This is a genomic window from Marinomonas sp. 63XJN7_7_ISO-PGPR-S23-202, assembly GCF_056173505.1.
In genome coordinates this window covers 396,645-413,571 of sequence record NZ_CM149677.1, presented here as the reverse complement: position 1 = coordinate 413,571, position 16,927 = coordinate 396,645, and the positions used below count along the sequence as shown (strand labels likewise).

Genomic DNA, 16,927 nt, shown 5'->3' with positions numbered 1-16,927 from the left:
TATGATTATGAAGACAACAACAAACCATGCCGCGATCATCGAGGCACAAGGTTTACACAAACAATATGGCGACTTCAAAGCTTTAAACGATGTGAGCTTTCGCATCTTCCCTGGGCGAATTGTCGGTTTAATTGGTCCCAATGGGGCTGGCAAGACCAGCCTGTTAAAAGGCATTTTAGGATTGAGCACGCTAGACGGAGGGCTAAGTGTCTTGGGTCTTAAACCAATGAAAGACCGCACAAAATTATTGGAGCAGGTGAGCTTTATCGCTGACACCGCCATTTTACCTTCATGGCTTAAAGTGCACCAAGCAATCGAGTATGTAGCAGGAGTGCATCCAAGGTTCAACCGAGAAAAAGCCCAAGCGTTTCTAGCAAAAACCACAATCAACCCAAAAAGCCGCATTAAAGCCTTATCCAAAGGCATGGTCACACAGCTGCACTTGGCTCTCGTTATGGCGATCGATAGCAAACTATTGGTATTAGACGAACCCACATTAGGGCTTGATATTATGTACCGAAAACAATTCTACTCCAGTCTGTTGGAAGATTATTTTGACGAACAAAAGACCATTTTAATCACCACCCACCAAGTAGAAGAAGTTGAGAACCTGTTAACGGATGTGTTGTTTATTGACCGTGGACATTTGGTACTCGACAGTTCAATGGACGACATTAGCCAGCGATTCTGCCAACTCTCCGTTTCGACAGAGGGCCGACATCAGGTCTTGGAGGCAGGGTTTCAACCTATTTACGAAGAAACTCGCCTTGGTGGGGCCAGTTTATTATTCGAAGGCGTTGATCCTGAAACACTCGCCGCTTTTGGTAAACTCCACACGCCGTCTATTGCCGACCTGTTCGTGGCAAAAGTCAGCTCAGCCAACGAGAGACGCCATGACGAAAGCACGGTATCCAACATGCAATGGAAGGAGGCAGGACAGTGAACCGCTATCTAATACAAATTAAACGCGAATTGTGGGAACACAAAGGCGCACTGATCACAACACCTTTAGTGGTCTTGACTATTTTTGTCGTACTAACCATTCTTGCGGGACTGGCTGGACGTGATGTTGTCCAAGGTGGCCAGTTTATCTCACAACACGACGGCATGATGTCGTTCTACTCATTTTCTTCCGATGGCCAGCAACAATCCTTTATCTACCACAAAGGTATAAACGGTCTTTCAAACATTACCGACATGACACCGCAAAATCCTGCGACCATGTTAGAACAAAACCCGGCGATGTCACTTTTGCCTGCCCTACCTTATATCGCATTTGATCACCTGGCTTGGCTAATTGGTCTAATTTATCTACTGTCTTGCCTATTTACCGATCGCAAAGACAAAAGCATTTTGTTTTGGAAATCCATGCCCGTCAGCGAATGGCAGAATGTTCTCACGAAAGCCTTTATGGCGGCGTTCATTATTCCTGCCACTGCCTGGCTCGCAGCATCGGCTTATAACCTGTTTTATCTGCTCTTCATGACTATCTGGTCATTCTTTAGTAGCGTACATCATCCCGATTTACTCTTTCAGCCTCAAGCGGTACTTGCTACGGCCTGGTCATTTTTAGGCAGTTATCTTGCCACTTCTATATGGATGTTGCCTTTTATCGGTTGGGTTTTATTGGTCTCCGCGTGCGCCAAGAAAACACCCTTTCTGTACCTTGTCCTACCCTTGTTGGCATTAGTACTTATTGAGTATACCGTCTTGGGAAGTCACCATATTTCTCAAATTATCGGCTCCTACATCAATGTGAGTGACCCGAGGACAGAGCAGAATATGCTCAATGTGTCAGGCTGGTACCATATTCGGAATGTGCTATCCAGTGTGCAATGCTGGCTTGGTTTGGCCGCTACCGCTGGACTACTTTACGCAACCGTATGGCTACGGGAAAATCGCTTTGAAAATTAGAGAAGCACACCGAAGCGAAACAAACTAACTACCCAAGCCTCCATTACTCAAAACATCCTGCAAGCCATCCTATCAATATGAGATGGGCTGCAGGATGTTTTTTTTTATGTTTTATCTACTCCCTATTTATTCAAACATTTCTGGTGAAAAAACATTCAACCTTTACTAAGCTTGTTTTTAGGATCACAGGGAGTAATAACAAGGTGTTTACATTTTCTAAACTAAAGCTATCCAGCGCCATTACCTTTATCGGTATCGTCCCCTCTCTATTTGCCGTTCTCGTTGTTATCATTTTAGTAATAGACCTGAACAAACAAGTCGATGAAGGGCGAACCGCTGAAGACATGGTCAAACTTTCTACCTTATTGGATAACGTTGCCCATAATTTCGCCGTGGAACGGGGCTTAAGCGCCGGTTTTTTAGGCAGCCAGGGCAAAAAAGGCAAAGACGCTTTAATGGCTCAGCGCCTAAAAGCGGACCAAGCTGAAGCCACCTTGAGAGATGTTCAGCCAGACGCCTTCCAAGAGCTAAGTACCGCTCAGCTGAATAGCTATCGGGATCATGTTCTCAACGTACTAGCGGATAAAAACGCCATTCGTCAAAAAGTCGATAGCCTAGCGCCCGACAATAACGCCTTTAATTTTTATTCTAAAGTCAATCAAAGCGCATTAGATGCGATTCAGTATGCCATTTTAAACATTAATAATAGAGACATCGCCAAGACGCTAGAGGCACGCTTAAACCTATTATGGATGAAAGAACGAGTAGGCCAATATCGCGGGGCGTTAAATGGTGTATTTGCCGCTAAAACCACCACCCCCAAACGCCAATCACAAATTGCCGCTTTCATTGACAATGAAACGCTCCAATTAGAGCACTTCAAAGCCATGGCATCCGAGAAACAATTAGCCATGCTAAAGACGGCCACCGAGAACGAGGCATGGAAAAAAGTGGATCAAGTCACCAGTGACTTTCTCAAACAAAAAGACCTCACTGTCGTTAATGGCCCTGCTAATTGGTTTGACTTGGCCACTACGAAAATTGGCTTAATAAAAGCCGTCGCCGATAAAATCAGTACTCAAATCTATGCCCTGAGTCACGACCTCACCACGCAGAGTGTTTATTATCGAAATGCGCTGATTATTGTTTTTACCATACTAATTCTGCCGATTCTTTGGCTGTCTTATGCTCTCACGCGCTCCCTAACCAGACGCGTCAAGCAAATTAGCCAAGTCCTATCCAACATATCGACTCAGCGTAACTTGCTTGGTCGCATTGAAAATAAATCCGCTGATGAGCTGGGTGAAATTATCCAATATTTAAATGCGCATTTAGACCATTTAAAAGGATCATTTGACGCCATGATGGGCATGGCAATCGAATCCAAAAACAGCATGGATGAGCTAAGCCAATCTTCTCGCAACGCCCTGCAAGAAACAAAAGATCAATTTAACCAAACCGATCTAATGGCATCAGCGGTGAACCAAATGTCACAAACCAGTGGCACGATCTCGCAAGACATGCAATCTGCCGCAGACGATACAGAAATCATTCGAAAACAAAGCGTGCAAGGGTCGCAACGAATGCAAACCATTCTAGATTCCATTTCAAACCTATCCTCTGAGATAGAGGGCGGGTACAAAGCCGTACAATCGGTCACGACTCATACCGAACAAATCAACAGCATTTTACAAACCATCGAAGCCATTGCCGAACAAACCAACTTATTAGCATTAAATGCCGCCATCGAAGCAGCCAGAGCAGGAGAACAGGGTCGAGGTTTTGCTGTTGTCGCAGATGAGGTCAGAACCCTAGCCCAGCGTACTCAAGGCTCAACAGAAGAGATTCGCACCATGATACAGGCCCTTGTTGACTCGGGAAAAGACGCCTTACAATCCATGGAACAATGTACCGATATGGCAACTGGCACTTCAACTGTGATCGAGGATAATGTCCATATGATGCAAGAGCTGTTTGCTTCCATTGAAAGCATCACACAAACCATCGAGCGAGTCGCTACGGCATCAGAAGAGCAATCTCAAGTATCAGAGGAAATCAATAAAAATATTCAGAACATTAATGAACGTTCGCAAAACATTCTTAATATAGTCACCAATACAGATCAAGAAGCAAATCTGGCGAAACAACGTTTTGACAATGTACTTAACGAAATTAGCTCTTACACCATTAAATAAAACCTGTTGAGATGACAGTCTTCCATTATTTGGTAGGCTGTCATAAATACCTCAGTCATTAGTACACATCACTTGATGCTAAGTGTCACCCCTGTCTGTCTGCAAGATACAAGCAAACCGCTAAAATAACCCAGGGCGTTTATTCTCTATGTCACAATATAAGCTTAAAATTCATTAAGCAAAGCCAACCTTTAGTAGTAAGGTTAATAGGTAGTAGGGTAAATATGAACCGGAGTAAGGTATGAGAAAACGTATAGCGATTGATATGGACGAAACGGTCTGTGACAGCTTGTTACGTCATCTAGAATGGTATAATAAACAGTTTGACGCTCAGCTTACCAAAGAAGATACCGCAGGCAAACGTATTTACCATGTGATTCCAGAAGAGCACGTGGCAGCAGTAAAATCCTACCCTCATCACCCTGATTTTTTTCGTGACCTAGTAGTCTTTGATGATGCCATAGAATCCATCAAAACGCTCTCCGAGCAATATGACATCTTTTTTGTCACTGCCGCAATGGAATACCCAACGTCTTTTCAAGCTAAGTATGAATGGCTAAAACAGCATTTTCCCTTTATTCATGAACTTAATTATGTCTTTTGTGGAGACAAAAGCATTATTAATGCAGACTACCTCATCGATGATACCCCAAAACACTTAGCCACTTTTGATGGAGAAGGTCTGTTATTTCATGCCTTTCATAATATGCATGCAACAGGCTTCCAACGCGTCCATAGCTGGAAAGAAATTCTAGAAATGTTGCGCTTAGATTAAAACTCCCTTGTTCAAAACAAGGGAGTGAAGGCTTAAGCCGTTAAGCACCGATCAGTAAACGACTCTTAGAAGCAAAGAGTCGTTTCAAGTGACGAATCAGCCATACAGAGCCATAGAACTGGAAGGCAAACAACACGACTGACGACACCAAACTATACCAAAGGGTTGTATTTGGCTGAATATAACCAAAATGCAAAAGGAAATATTTTGTGTTTCCCCACATCATCCCCAGCAGCGGATGCAAAAAGAAAATCGCAAAGCTAATCCCTGCAATCATGGTTAAATACTTTCCTAAGCGCTCACTGACCCAATGTCGGCAAAATCCCACCAGTAAAATACATAGCCCTACTTTTTGAATAAACTGCAAGTCTATTCCCCGCCATGCAAAGGCCTGTTTATGATAATCCCCAACGTGAAAAAAAATGCTGGACTGAAGCCATATGGTCAACAAGACTGTTACTAAGGCAGCCATAAGAAAATAACGATAGTTCTGCTTCATCCAGTCCAGATGCTGAGAGTACAGCATGCCCATTAGATAAAAAGGCGTGAAATACACCACTGATTGCAAGACATTCACATTCGCTTCTGGCCGTTGAATCACCAAAGCCACCACTGAGAAGGTCACTAAAATCGATAACTGGGAAAACAATGGCAGTTTCAAGTAGCGAAAATGCAACCCCGAACACAAAAAGGTGGCCATAATGAATGGTATGTACCAGTGAGGAAACAGGACATAGCCTCGCTCTAACACCTTACCGCAAAGCGCTAGCGCCTTACTAAAAGAAACGCCATCAATCCACATGAATCCCAAAAAATTGACCACAATGGCAAATGCCGATACGGCCAAAAATGGCACCAATACATTGCGGCATTTTTTCCCCATAAAATGCTGGAAGTTGAAGCTGTGAGAAAAAACATGATGGAAGAAAAAGCCTGAAATAAATACAAAGACTCCTGTTCCACCACGTAGTATGTTTTCTAACCAAACAGGGAAGCCATGATTACTATTGGTAATAGAATGGCCTAGCACAATCAAAATGATGGCTATTCCACGTAGATAATCAAACTCCGTTACTCTCGCGACTTTACTGACTTTAGAAGGGCTGGTGTTGTCAATGCCTGCCCCTATGGGCATTGAATGCTCAAATGTTTTCACAAGAAACCTCCATACATAAGAGATTTTCGTATTAAGTCTTTAGTCGCATCTAGAATCAACAACTATTTTTCAATCAATAAATATTTTACTTTCACCATGCAATGCCTACGAGATGCTTACAAATCATTCAGGTTTTTAATTAAAAAAACATCGGGATATATAACGAAACCTGCTAAGATCCCTCTATCTCATTCCCTGTATTCATGTCTCGCTTACCTAACACTAGGACTCTATTTTGACAAACAATGATATTTTACGCCGCCTCCGTTATACGTTTTCTATCAAAGACGCTTATGTGAAAGAAATATTTGCCGCAGCGGACAGCACTGTCACACGTGATCAAATTATTGCTTGGATGACAAAAGAAGAAGAGGAAGGTTACACGCCCTTGGCGGATCAGGAGCTGGCTACCTTTTTAAATGGCTTTATAAACGTAAAGCGCGGTAAACGCGAAGGAGAGCAACCCGTTCCAGAGAAGCGTTTAAACAATAATGCCATTTTTATGAAGCTGCGCATTGCCCTTAACTTAAAAGCAGAAGATATTTTAGACATCATGCAATTAGCCGAGTTCAACATGAGCAAGCACGAGCTAAGCGCTTTTTTCCGCAAACCAGACAACAAACACTACCGTGAATGTAAAGACCAAATCCTGCGTAATTTTATACTAGGACTGCAACGAAAGTTTCGTCCAGAGTAGTCATTTTTTTCATGACATATACAAATGATAATTTTAAATACTTGCTTGGATAAACCAAAAAGACTGTTATCAACACAGCCTTTAAAAAGCAGAATTATAAATACGTTTTTATCATAAGTTGTAGAATATATCGGATGCCAGCATAGATGTATAAAATGACTTTTTATGGAAAACCACAAAAAAACGCCCTTTCGGGCGTTTTTTATATATATCCTGTTTGCCTACTTGTGATCGTGTTATGCCACTTCTTCAGCCAGATTAATGCGGTCTTCTTCTACGGCATGGCAAGCAATTAAATGACCTTGCTCTGATTCGTCGCAGCTATCCAGTTTCAACACAGGTGTTTCACTTTTACAACGTTCATTAGCAAAGCGGCAACGCCCATGGAATGCACAACCAGAAGGCGGATTCAATGGTGACGGTAACTCTCCTTCTAGCTTAATACGTAAACGACGCTTTTCTGGCGATAACTGTGGCGTACTAGACAATAGGGCTAGGGTATAAGGATGTTTCGGGTTACCAAACAATTGCTCACACGAGCCTTGCTCAACCACTTTTCCTAAATACATCACCATCACATCGTCTGCAATATGCTCCACAACCGACAGGTCGTGGGAGATGAACACATAGCTCAACCCAAACTCTTCTTGCAAGTCCATCATTAAGTTGAGTACTTGTGCTTGTACCGATACGTCCAACGCCGAAACGGGCTCATCCGCTACGATCACATGAGGATCCAGCATCAAACCGCGAGCAATGGCAATACGCTGACGCTGACCACCGGAAAACATATGGGGATAGCGATCATAATGCTCCGCTCTGAGTCCTACTTTTTCCATCATGGTAATGGCTTTGGCTTTACGGTCCGCTTTGGATAGCTCTGTATTAATCACCAAAGGCTCTTCGAGAATTGTGCCGATCTTCTTACGCGGATTCAGCGACCCATAGGGGTTCTGAAAAATAATCTGAATTTTCTGACGTAACTTAGTCTGCGCGCTCTTGCTTAACGTCAACAAGTTCTGCCCTAAGTAGCCCAATTGACCATCAGTCGGTGTTTCGATCATGGTCAGCATACGACCTAGGGTCGATTTACCGCAGCCAGATTCCCCTACTACGGCCAGCGTTTTGCCTTTTTCCAGATTAAAGCTCACCCCATCCACCGCTTTCACCACGGCTTCAGGCTTAAACATGCCTTGCTTTACATGATAATGCTGTTTCAGACCCTCTGCTTTTAGAATTAGCGCACTGTCAGCAACGTTTGTTTTACTCATGCGGCAGGTCTCCCTTGTGTATCAAGTGGCGTGTGACATTTCACTTGTCGATTCAGTGAACCTTGGTTCTCAGGCTCCTCTTTTCGACAATGATCCGTTGCGTAAGGGCAGCGTGGACTTAGCAAACATCCTTGTGGGCGGTCATATTGACCTGGCACCACTCCAGGCAGAGCATCTAGACGGGCTTTTCCTGACGCCGATTCAGGTAAGGAAGCCAACAAGGCTTGCGTGTATGGATGCTTCGGAGTACTAAATACCTCGGCAGCCGGACCAGACTCAACGATTTGGCCTGCGTACATAACGATAACACGATGAGCGACCTCCGCCACCAACGCCAAGTCATGGGTAATCAATACCAAGCCCATTTGTTTTTTGCGTTGCAGCTCTATTAGCAAATCAATAATCTGTGCCTGAATGGTCACGTCTAGGGCTGTGGTGGGTTCATCTGCCACCAGCAAACGAGGATTACAAGCAATCGCCATAGCGATCATCACCCGTTGACTCATTCCCCCAGACAGTTGATGAGGATAATTATCCAGACGTGATTCAGGCGCCGGAATGCCCACTTGGGTCAGCAATTCAATGGCCCGTTTTTTCAATTCTTTTTTACTGCCGCCTTGGTGCGTTTTGAGCGCTTCAATAATCTGATAACCCACAGTAAAACATGGATTCAAGCTGGTCATTGGATCTTGGAAGATCATCGCAATGTCCGAGCCAGTCAATTTACGACGCTGCTTTTCTGGCATGGCTTGTAGATCTTTGCCATCGAACGACAACTGATCGGCGGTGACTTTGCCAGGGAAATCAATCAAGCCCATAATCGCCAATGAACTCACACTCTTACCTGAGCCTGACTCCCCCACAATACCTAGGACTTCCCCTTCCTCGACTTTATAACTGATGTTGTCCACGGCACGGAATTTGCCGAAGGTCACACTTAAATTGTCCAGCTGTAACAGTGACATCACAACCTCCTACTGTTTCAACTTGGGATCAAGGGCATCGCGTAAGCCATCGCCCATGAGGTTAAAGGCCAACACGGTGATCAAAATGATCAAACCTGGAAAGGTGACGACCCACCATGCGCGCTGTACAAATTGCAACGCATTCGCCAACATAGATCCCCATTCTGGTGTGGGTGGCTGTGCGCCAAGCCCCAAAAAGCCCAGTGCGGCCAAGTCTAAAATCGCGCTGGAGAATCCCATTGTGGCCTGCACAATCAAAGGGGCCAAACAGTTTGGCAGAATACTAATAAACATCAGGCGAAGCGGGCTTGCCCCAATCACTCGCGATGAGGTGACATAATCACGGGACATTTCACTCAAGGTGGCCGCCCGGGTCAAACGAACATAGTTAGGCAAAGAGACAATCGAGATGGCCAAAGCCGCATTAAAAATACTGGGACCAAGGATGGCGACAACGGCAATGGCGAGCAATAAACTGGGCATAGCTAACATGATATCGACCAAGCGCATGATGACGACATCAATCACGCCTTTAAAATACCCCGCCATTAACCCGAGTAAAATACCTAACATCAAGGATAAACTAACCGCCAACGCCCCAACAGCCAATGACAAACGGGCACCGTAAATCAAACGAGATAAAATATCCCGCCCCACATCGTCCGTCCCTAAAATGTAAGACCAATTACCCCCTTCTAACCAAGCCGGAGGCAATAAGAACGCATCACGAACCTGATCAGACGGGGAGTGGGGGGCGATCACATTAGCAAATACCGCCAAAAAACAAATCAGAATAATAAAGGCCAAGCCCGCGACCGCCCCTTTATTGCTACTAAAATAGTGCCAAAACTCACGTAAAGGGGTTCTTGGTGCTGGTGCCACATCGACGGCCATTGGCGTCTCTGAGTTGGGTTGCGCAGATTGCGCTTCTGATTGAATCGTCATAAAAGCGCCTCCTTATCGGCTATGTCGAATACGTGGGTTAACAATGCCATAAGCGACATCAACCAACAGGTTTACGATGATGATAATGGTGGCGACAATCAGAATACCACCTTGCACCACTGGATAATCTCGCCGGCTGATGGCTTCGATCAACCATTTACCGATGCCCGGCCAGGCAAAGACGGTTTCCGTCAGAATCGCCCCCGACAACAAGGTACCAACTTGTAAACCAATCACCGTAATCACCGGAATCAACGCATTGCGTAATGCATGAATAATAATCACTCGCCAAGGGGCGATCCCTTTGGCACGGGCCGTTCGAATATAATCTTCACTCAATACTTCTAGCATGGACGAGCGAGTCATACGAGCAATGACCGCCATCGGAATGGTGCCCAAAACAATACTTGGCAAAATAAGATGAGAAACAGCCGAAATAAACGCCCCTTTTTCACCCGACAGCCAAGAATCAATCAACATAAAGCCTGTGACATTATCAATCCAGTACACCACATCGATCCGACCGGAGACGGGTGTCCACCCCAATGTCACCGAGAAAACCAGCATTAATAATAATGCCCACCAAAAAATCGGCATGGAATACCCTGTCAACGACATCGTCATCACAGTGTGATCAAAAATGGTTCCGCGTTTCACGGCTGCAAAAATACCGGCTGGTAGCCCAACTAAAATGGCAAAAATGGCGGCACAAACAGATAACTCAACAGTGGCAGGAAATAGGGTTAAAAACTCTTTCATCACCGAATCATGAGTCACCAGTGAATACCCTAAATGGCCGTGTAAAATACCGACAACATAGTCGAAATATTGCACGTAAAGCGGCTTATCAAGACCAAGCTGAGCAGCCAACTCAGCATGACGTGCAGCGGATACACCGTGCTCACCCGCCATGACTTCAATCGGATCCCCAGGAATCATATGAATCAAAGCAAAGGTCAGTAGAGTAATACCCAGAAACGTCGGAATGACAAGGCTTAATCGGCGAAAAATAAACTGGAACATAAAGAAATGGCTCTCTGGCTATTTGACTGGATCGAGCAATGCTCGGTCAGCGAGGGGGTTGCCTGCGTCCCGGCAAGCAACCCCCCTTTTTAGATCCAATTAGGACTAATTTTCTTTACTGACGTACTCGAAGTCATGCGTGCCTAATGGACTGATTTTGAAGTTTTTTACATCTTTGCGAATTGGTACATAAACGGTAGAGTTCGCAATCGGCATAAAAGGTACCTGTTTATGGAAGATCACTTGCGCTTCCTTGTAGTACTTAGTGCGTTCTGCAATATTTGAGGTGCGTTTCGCCTTGATTAATAGCTTATCGAAGCTCTTATCACACCACTCAGAATAGTTACCGCCACCCACAGCATCACAGCTTAGCAAAGTGTATAGGAAGTTATCTGGGTCACCATTATCGCCCGTCCAACCAATGAGTAGGGTATCCGCTTCACCCGCTTTCGCGCGTTTCAAATACTCACCCCATTCGTAAGTCACGATCTCCGCTTTCACACCCACTTTTGACCAGTCTTCTTGGATAATCTCAGCCATGCGACGCGCATTTGGGTTATATGGACGTTGCACAGGCATGGCCCAAATTGTGGTGCTAAACCCATTGGGATAGCCCGCTTCTTTTAACAACTCTTTGGCTTTCGCAGGATCATATGGATAATCCTTAATGCTGTTATCATAGGACCACATAGTCGGTGGGATTGGATTTTTGGCTACGGTGCCAGCTCCTTGGAAGACAGCATCAATAATGGCTTTTTTGTCAGTCGCATAGTTCAATGCTCGACGAACTTTCACATCGCCAAAGGGTTTTTTCTTAACGTTAAACGTTAGATAGCCCACATTCAAACCCGCTTGGCTTAGCAAGTTAATGTTTGGATCTTTTGCCATCTGCTTAAGATCAGCAGGGTTTGGATAGGGCATTATGTCACACTCACCTGCTTTTAACTTAGCATAGCGAACAGAGGCATCTGGGGTGATAGCGAAAACAAGACGATCAATTTTGGGCTTGCCTTTCCAGTAATCTTTAAAGGCAACATAACGAATTAAAGAATCTTTTTGATACTGTACTTTTTCAAAAGGCCCTGTGCCAGATGGATCTTCATCTAGCTTCTCTGGAGTGCCCGCTTTTAGGTATTGATCAGCTTGCTGTTTAGAGAAAATGGACGCGAAATCCATTGCTAGGTTCGCAACAAACGGCGCTTCTGGGTGATTCAAGACAAACTTCACTGTGTAGTCATTGACTTTCACAATGTTTTTGATCAGTTTACCCATCCCCATGTCATCAAAGTAACCGTAAGAACCGCCACCTACATTATGGTATGGGTTGCTCGCAAGACGCTGGCGGTTAAATGAGAACAATACATCGTCCGCATTAAAATCACGAGTGGGTGTAAAATCTTTTGTCGTTTGAAATTTCACGCCATGACGTAAATGGAAAGTGTAGACTAAGCCATCTTTAGACACATCATAGCTCGTCGCTAAGCTGGGAATCACTTCGGTCGTACCGTATTTAAACGCCATAAGACGGTTAAAAATCGCCTGTGAAGACGCATCGAATGTGGTACCAGAGTAGTAAAGCTCAGGGTTAAAACCTTCTGGGCTACCTTCTGAACAATAAACCAAGGTGCTTGTCGCTTGTGCTGTAGAAGCCATCATCGCTCCCGCTGCCAGCATAGCAAGCGGTAATGCTGCTAACCCTTTTTTCATTTTCATTCTCCATTAGCATAATTATGATCGTGTGGAACACGTGGGAAGTAGAATCAAGGTACTCGTTACTTTTATGATTTGGTAAAGGGTAACTATAGACGCCTTTCAGAAAGTTGGAGAGAAAGAACCTACATAAAACAACCTCATTTAGGCTCCTGCCTAAATGAGGTGTTTGTCTCGTCCTTGAGCCCCCTTTAGCTATTTTCTACTAACCGCTGAACGGCCTGCAGAAAAATAACGTAGGTAAAGAGTACTCAAGGTTTACACAATGACCAATCGAAATAACGAGATGCCTCATACGTGTAATGAATATGGAATGAATATGAAGAAAAATTTCACTCCTCAAAAGCGGCGTTAAAAATCTCAATCACAGTACAGTAAGGAAACGATTAGAAAAGATGAAAAGAACCAATAGTTTCAATATGCTACTGGCTTTTTCATTGAGAGAACGCCTTCACGTTAGGCTTTATAGGCCTTCCATATAACATGAACACCACAAGGATAAGGCACCGCTTAGGCTGTGGATAACTTTGTGCAAGATTTTCTCAACCCCCACCCAATCCTGATAAAATCATCGCGTTAATAAAAATCGTGTGTTTTTTATACGACTCAGTTGTCAAACGTCCAAACGCATAACAGATGTCAACGATACAATCAAATTCATCAGACCGATCCAAGCCATAAAGTCTAAGAAAATCAACTGATAAGCTATGTATTTTTCAAAAATATATTTTTTCCTTTTAAAAATCATGATGTTATAGACATTACCTAGAAGTACTCTTCCAAGTCATAATGAAACGAATTCATATCTATGACTTCAATTTGACTTGTCACCGACTCGCTCACAGTGTCTTTGTTAAAGCTTTCAGAAAGCCAATTCGACGAGTTTACGTATGTTTTCTCGTAAAAAATCACGTATCTTTCTATTGTCGGCGTTTGGGGATAATTTTTTTTCAGATTTTATTCAGCCCCTCTTTTCCGCAGCAGACGGACGCTTAATAATGAGTATAATTCATATCGGTAGACATCAAGAGTTGTGCTAGAGTGATAGAAAAACAATAAGACTTACAAATGAGGCCTCGACTCGCAATGGATAATATCGCTTCTCAGATTACGTCGACTGAGCGATCTTCTGTCGCCCCGATGGATTCGGATCATCCAGGTGATCCACATAAGCATCTAGAAAGCACGTTTTTTGCCTTAAAAAAACACAGCCAAATGCATCCATTTCCAAACCTTAACCAGCGCCTAACGCTATTAACTAAGCTTCAACAAGCATTATTAAGTTATGAAGAAGCCTTATTGGCAGCATTAACGTCAGATTATGGGCAACGCGCCCCTGAAGAGTCTCGCTTAATTGAACTGATTCCGACGTTAGGAGAAATAAAACACGCTAAACGACATCTGGCTCGTTGGATGCGCCCCAACTCTCGCCGTCCTCATATCAGTATTTTCCCAGCTAAAGCCAGTGTCATGTATCAACCTAAGGGGGTTGTCGGCATCATCTCGCCTTGGAACTACCCCGTTTTATTGTCCCTTGGCCCATTAGTCGGTGCATTGGCTGCGGGAAACCGCGTCATGTTAAAAGTGTCTGAGTTCTGCCCTGCCACCAACGCGGTGTTGCGTCAACTAGTAGAAGAATCTCTTGGCGAGGACTGGATTGCCTTTGTTGAAGGGGAAGTTGAAGTAGCGAATGCTTTTAGCCAGTTACCCTTTGACCATCTTTTATTCACTGGATCCACCCAAGTGGGGAAGAAGATTATGGCAAATGCCGCACAACATTTAACCCCAGTGACTCTTGAGTTAGGCGGTAAATCCCCTGTGATCGTCTCACTATCGGCGAACCCAAAAACGGCAGCAGAATCTATCCTATTTGGTAAATTGATCAATGCGGGGCAAACCTGCGTCGCACCCGATTATATACTGTGTCATCGACAACAAAAGCCGGCTTTGATACACCATATGAAGCAAACACTCGCGCAAATCTATCCTAACGGAATCGATAGCCCTGATTACACCTGCTTAATCAATGAAAAACAAATGGACAGACTAACGGGATATTTGGCAGAAGTAGAGCAACAGCAAATCTATTACGAAAATTTAATGCCGCAGGGTCCCAAATGGAAAGAGCGCAAATTGGCCCTCCACCTTTTGCACCAGCCTGACGAGCAACTCAAGGTGATGCAGGAAGAGATCTTCGGGCCCATTTTACCCTTGCTCCTTTATAACGATCTCAGCGAAGCCATGGACTACATCAATGCGCGACCTCGTCCACTAGCGACCTATCTGTTCAGCCAAAATACAAAGGAGCATCAAGAGGTTGAAACAGGTATTGTGTGCGGAGGCTTAGTCATCAACCAAACCCTCTTACATGTAGCACAGGCCGATTTGCCCTTTGGCGGAGTCGGTGAGTCCGGAATGGGGATGTATCATGCAATTGAAGGGTTTCATACCTTCTCACACGCCAAAGCCATGCTCCATAAAAAAGGCCCAAATATGATACGTCTGCTCATGCCGCCTTATAAAAAACACATTCACAAGCTACTAAAAAAATATTGGCGTTTTCTATAATACAGAAGACATAAAAAGACCCCATGGTAAGTGTGGCTTTTTATTTGAGCAGATACGATTCAAGCTTACGGTAAGGTAAATCCCCTTCTTTGCGTTCTACAAGTTGTATGGTTTTTTATGATGACCCACGCTAGCATAGCCACACCTAATTCGGAGACACTTCATGTTTACACTGACTATTCTTAGCCATCAACAACAAATTGATGTTGCTAACTTTTCCCTTAATGCAGAACAAATGGGCCTACCAAAAGAGTTACCGATTCATATTTCTCAATCCTGCTTGGTTGGCGGTAAACAGACTGGCTCCCGAATCATCACCCTAACCGTTGGCGAAACAAGCGTTCGCATTGTTCCAACCCGTGCTATGGCGGTATTAGATGCGGTTCGAAACGGTGTTCGCTTTGGCTGGCAATCCCCTGTAAAAGAGATCGTGCACCCAAGCTTTATCAATCAAGAAGCGTCTGGTGGGTCAGGTTGGTTAGATGGTTTTAATGAAATGATCGTACGATGCGGTTATCAATGGGCTGGACACCCAGGACAAGACGGTGATGAATTTTTAACATTACATGGTCGCATTCAAAATACACCCGCCGACGACGTCGTGCTCGAAGTTGAGCAAATCCCCCCCTATCGAGTGACGCTTCGCGGACGAGTGGACGAAAAACGCTTTAAATCCACCAACTTTGAGGTCGAAACCTGCTTGTCCCTTTCCATTGATGAGCCTTATCTGACCGTAGAAGACACCTTAACCAACAAAGGTAGCTACGAGCGCGAATATCAGGCGATTTACCACAATAACTTCGCCCAACCTATTTTAGAAAAAGGCGCTCAATTGCATGTACCAGCCAAAGAGTTATCGCCTTTTAATGACTACGCCGCACAGGGATTAGAAGACTGGAATAAAATGCCAGCCCCCACTAAAGACTTTGATGAAATGGTCTTTAATGTGCGCCCGATCAGTGATGAAAATCACTTAAGCAGCGCCTTACTGCATAATGCTAAGGCCACATCAGGCATCGAAGTAACTTACCAAACCGATACCTTGCCTGTATTAACGATTTGGAAAAATACAGACACGGAAGAACAAGGCTATGTTGTCGGTATTGAGCCCGGAACCAGTTTTGCTTATAACCGCCGCTACCAACGCAAACTTGGTTTAGTCCCAACACTTCAGGCAGGAGAAACAAAACGCTTTATGGTGCGCTTTGGATTATTAACGGATGAACACCAAGTCTCAGCAAGCAAAGCGCGTATCGACGCTTTGCAAGCCAGACAAACGTGCCAAGTGAGCACTACACCACTGATACTTCTTGACGCTTAGTTCGAGCAAAGGTTCTTTCCCAATCTCCCCCTTCAATGGGGGTCGATTGTTGCAGGGATTGGTTATAAATATACATACTGCCTCTACCGTAAGGCGAATGAACTCGAACGCGAACAAATAGAGAGTCATCCGGAGAATTTGGATCGTATTCCTTCATACGGTCCAAAGCCTCAAGAGTACTGTCACTTACTTTATACCATTCCACACGAACCCGTTGATTCTCTTCGTAGGTTTTCACGACACCAGGGTACTGTCCAAGGTTGAACATTCGAAAACCCGTTAGCCAGCCTTTACCAATGGGCTGACTATCAACAATCATTTCGTGATCACTAAATCCAAATCTAAGCGAGTCATACACTGCGACAATATTTGAAGACATTTTTCGTT

The 16,927-nt window shown here is 44.3% G+C and carries 14 protein-coding genes; 7 read left to right on the top strand and 7 right to left on the bottom strand.

Features of this window, described 5'->3' with window-relative positions; translation table 11 throughout:
- Positions 1-7 precede the first annotated feature (7 nt).
- The 4 genes from AC0VYG_RS01870 (at position 8) to AC0VYG_RS01855 (ending at position 4,884) form a co-directional block, all read left to right on the top strand.
- Complete coding sequence (locus AC0VYG_RS01870; protein WP_475430664.1) at positions 8-943, top strand: ABC transporter ATP-binding protein; 936 nt, start codon at positions 8-10, stop codon at positions 941-943.
- Positions 940-1,914, top strand: a complete 975-nt coding sequence (locus AC0VYG_RS01865; RefSeq protein ID WP_475430663.1) for a hypothetical protein — start codon at positions 940-942, stop codon at positions 1,912-1,914. The genes AC0VYG_RS01870 and AC0VYG_RS01865 overlap by 4 nt, the downstream gene beginning before the upstream one ends.
- A gap of 203 nt (positions 1,915-2,117) precedes the next feature.
- The gene (locus AC0VYG_RS01860; RefSeq protein ID WP_475430662.1) at positions 2,118-4,109 is read left to right on the top strand and encodes a methyl-accepting chemotaxis protein; all 1,992 of its coding nucleotides are present in this window, start codon (positions 2,118-2,120) and stop codon (positions 4,107-4,109) included.
- A gap of 241 nt (positions 4,110-4,350) precedes the next feature.
- The gene (locus tag AC0VYG_RS01855; RefSeq protein WP_475430661.1) at positions 4,351-4,884 is read left to right on the top strand and encodes a 5' nucleotidase, NT5C type; all 534 of its coding nucleotides are present in this window, start codon (positions 4,351-4,353) and stop codon (positions 4,882-4,884) included.
- Positions 4,885-4,924: 40 nt separating this feature from the next.
- On the opposite strand, the gene AC0VYG_RS01850 is transcribed toward AC0VYG_RS01855, so the two are convergent.
- Complete coding sequence (locus AC0VYG_RS01850; RefSeq protein WP_475430660.1) at positions 4,925-6,040, bottom strand: acyltransferase family protein; 1,116 nt, start codon at positions 6,038-6,040, stop codon at positions 4,925-4,927.
- Between the two features lie 235 nt (positions 6,041-6,275).
- On the opposite strand from AC0VYG_RS01850, the gene AC0VYG_RS01845 reads away from it, so the two are divergent.
- A complete protein-coding gene (locus tag AC0VYG_RS01845; protein WP_475430659.1) occupies positions 6,276-6,737 on the top strand; it encodes a YehS family protein in 462 nt (153 codons plus the stop codon).
- A gap of 236 nt (positions 6,738-6,973) precedes the next feature.
- Here AC0VYG_RS01845 and AC0VYG_RS01840 read toward each other — a convergent pair whose 3' ends face one another.
- The 5 genes from AC0VYG_RS01840 to AC0VYG_RS01820 all read right to left on the bottom strand — a co-directional run bounded on the left by AC0VYG_RS01840 (position 6,974) and on the right by AC0VYG_RS01820 (position 12,648).
- A complete protein-coding gene (locus AC0VYG_RS01840; RefSeq protein ID WP_475430658.1) occupies positions 6,974-8,008 on the bottom strand; it encodes a peptide ABC transporter ATP-binding protein in 1,035 nt (344 codons plus the stop codon).
- Complete coding sequence (dppD, locus tag AC0VYG_RS01835) at positions 8,005-8,973, bottom strand: dipeptide ABC transporter ATP-binding protein (protein ID WP_475430657.1); 969 nt, start codon at positions 8,971-8,973, stop codon at positions 8,005-8,007. Before dppD ends, AC0VYG_RS01840 begins: the two co-directional genes overlap by 4 nt.
- Positions 8,974-8,982: 9 nt before the next feature.
- Entirely contained in the window at positions 8,983-9,867 is an 885-nt protein-coding gene (gene dppC / locus AC0VYG_RS01830; RefSeq protein ID WP_475432511.1) for a dipeptide ABC transporter permease DppC, read from the bottom strand.
- Positions 9,868-9,930: 63 nt separating this feature from the next.
- Complete coding sequence (locus AC0VYG_RS01825; RefSeq protein ID WP_475430656.1) at positions 9,931-10,941, bottom strand: ABC transporter permease subunit; 1,011 nt, start codon at positions 10,939-10,941, stop codon at positions 9,931-9,933.
- 105 nt (positions 10,942-11,046) lie between these two features.
- A complete protein-coding gene (locus AC0VYG_RS01820) occupies positions 11,047-12,648 on the bottom strand; it encodes an ABC transporter substrate-binding protein (RefSeq protein ID WP_475430655.1) in 1,602 nt (533 codons plus the stop codon).
- A gap of 1,071 nt (positions 12,649-13,719) precedes the next feature.
- Between AC0VYG_RS01820 and AC0VYG_RS01815 the strand changes: the two genes are divergently transcribed.
- Positions 13,720-15,219 carry a coniferyl aldehyde dehydrogenase gene (locus AC0VYG_RS01815; RefSeq protein WP_475430654.1) on the top strand — a complete coding sequence of 500 codons (1,500 nt, stop codon included), beginning with the start codon at positions 13,720-13,722 and terminating at the stop codon, positions 15,217-15,219.
- Between the two features lie 163 nt (positions 15,220-15,382).
- Complete coding sequence (locus AC0VYG_RS01810) at positions 15,383-16,540, top strand: aldose 1-epimerase family protein (protein ID WP_475430653.1); 1,158 nt, start codon at positions 15,383-15,385, stop codon at positions 16,538-16,540.
- Here the strand turns inward: AC0VYG_RS01810 and AC0VYG_RS01805 are convergent.
- Complete coding sequence (locus tag AC0VYG_RS01805) at positions 16,512-16,919, bottom strand: gamma-glutamylcyclotransferase family protein (RefSeq protein ID WP_475430652.1); 408 nt, start codon at positions 16,917-16,919, stop codon at positions 16,512-16,514. The two genes, AC0VYG_RS01810 and AC0VYG_RS01805, sit on opposite strands and share 29 nt — an antisense overlap.
- Between the last annotated feature and the right edge of the window lie 8 nt (positions 16,920-16,927).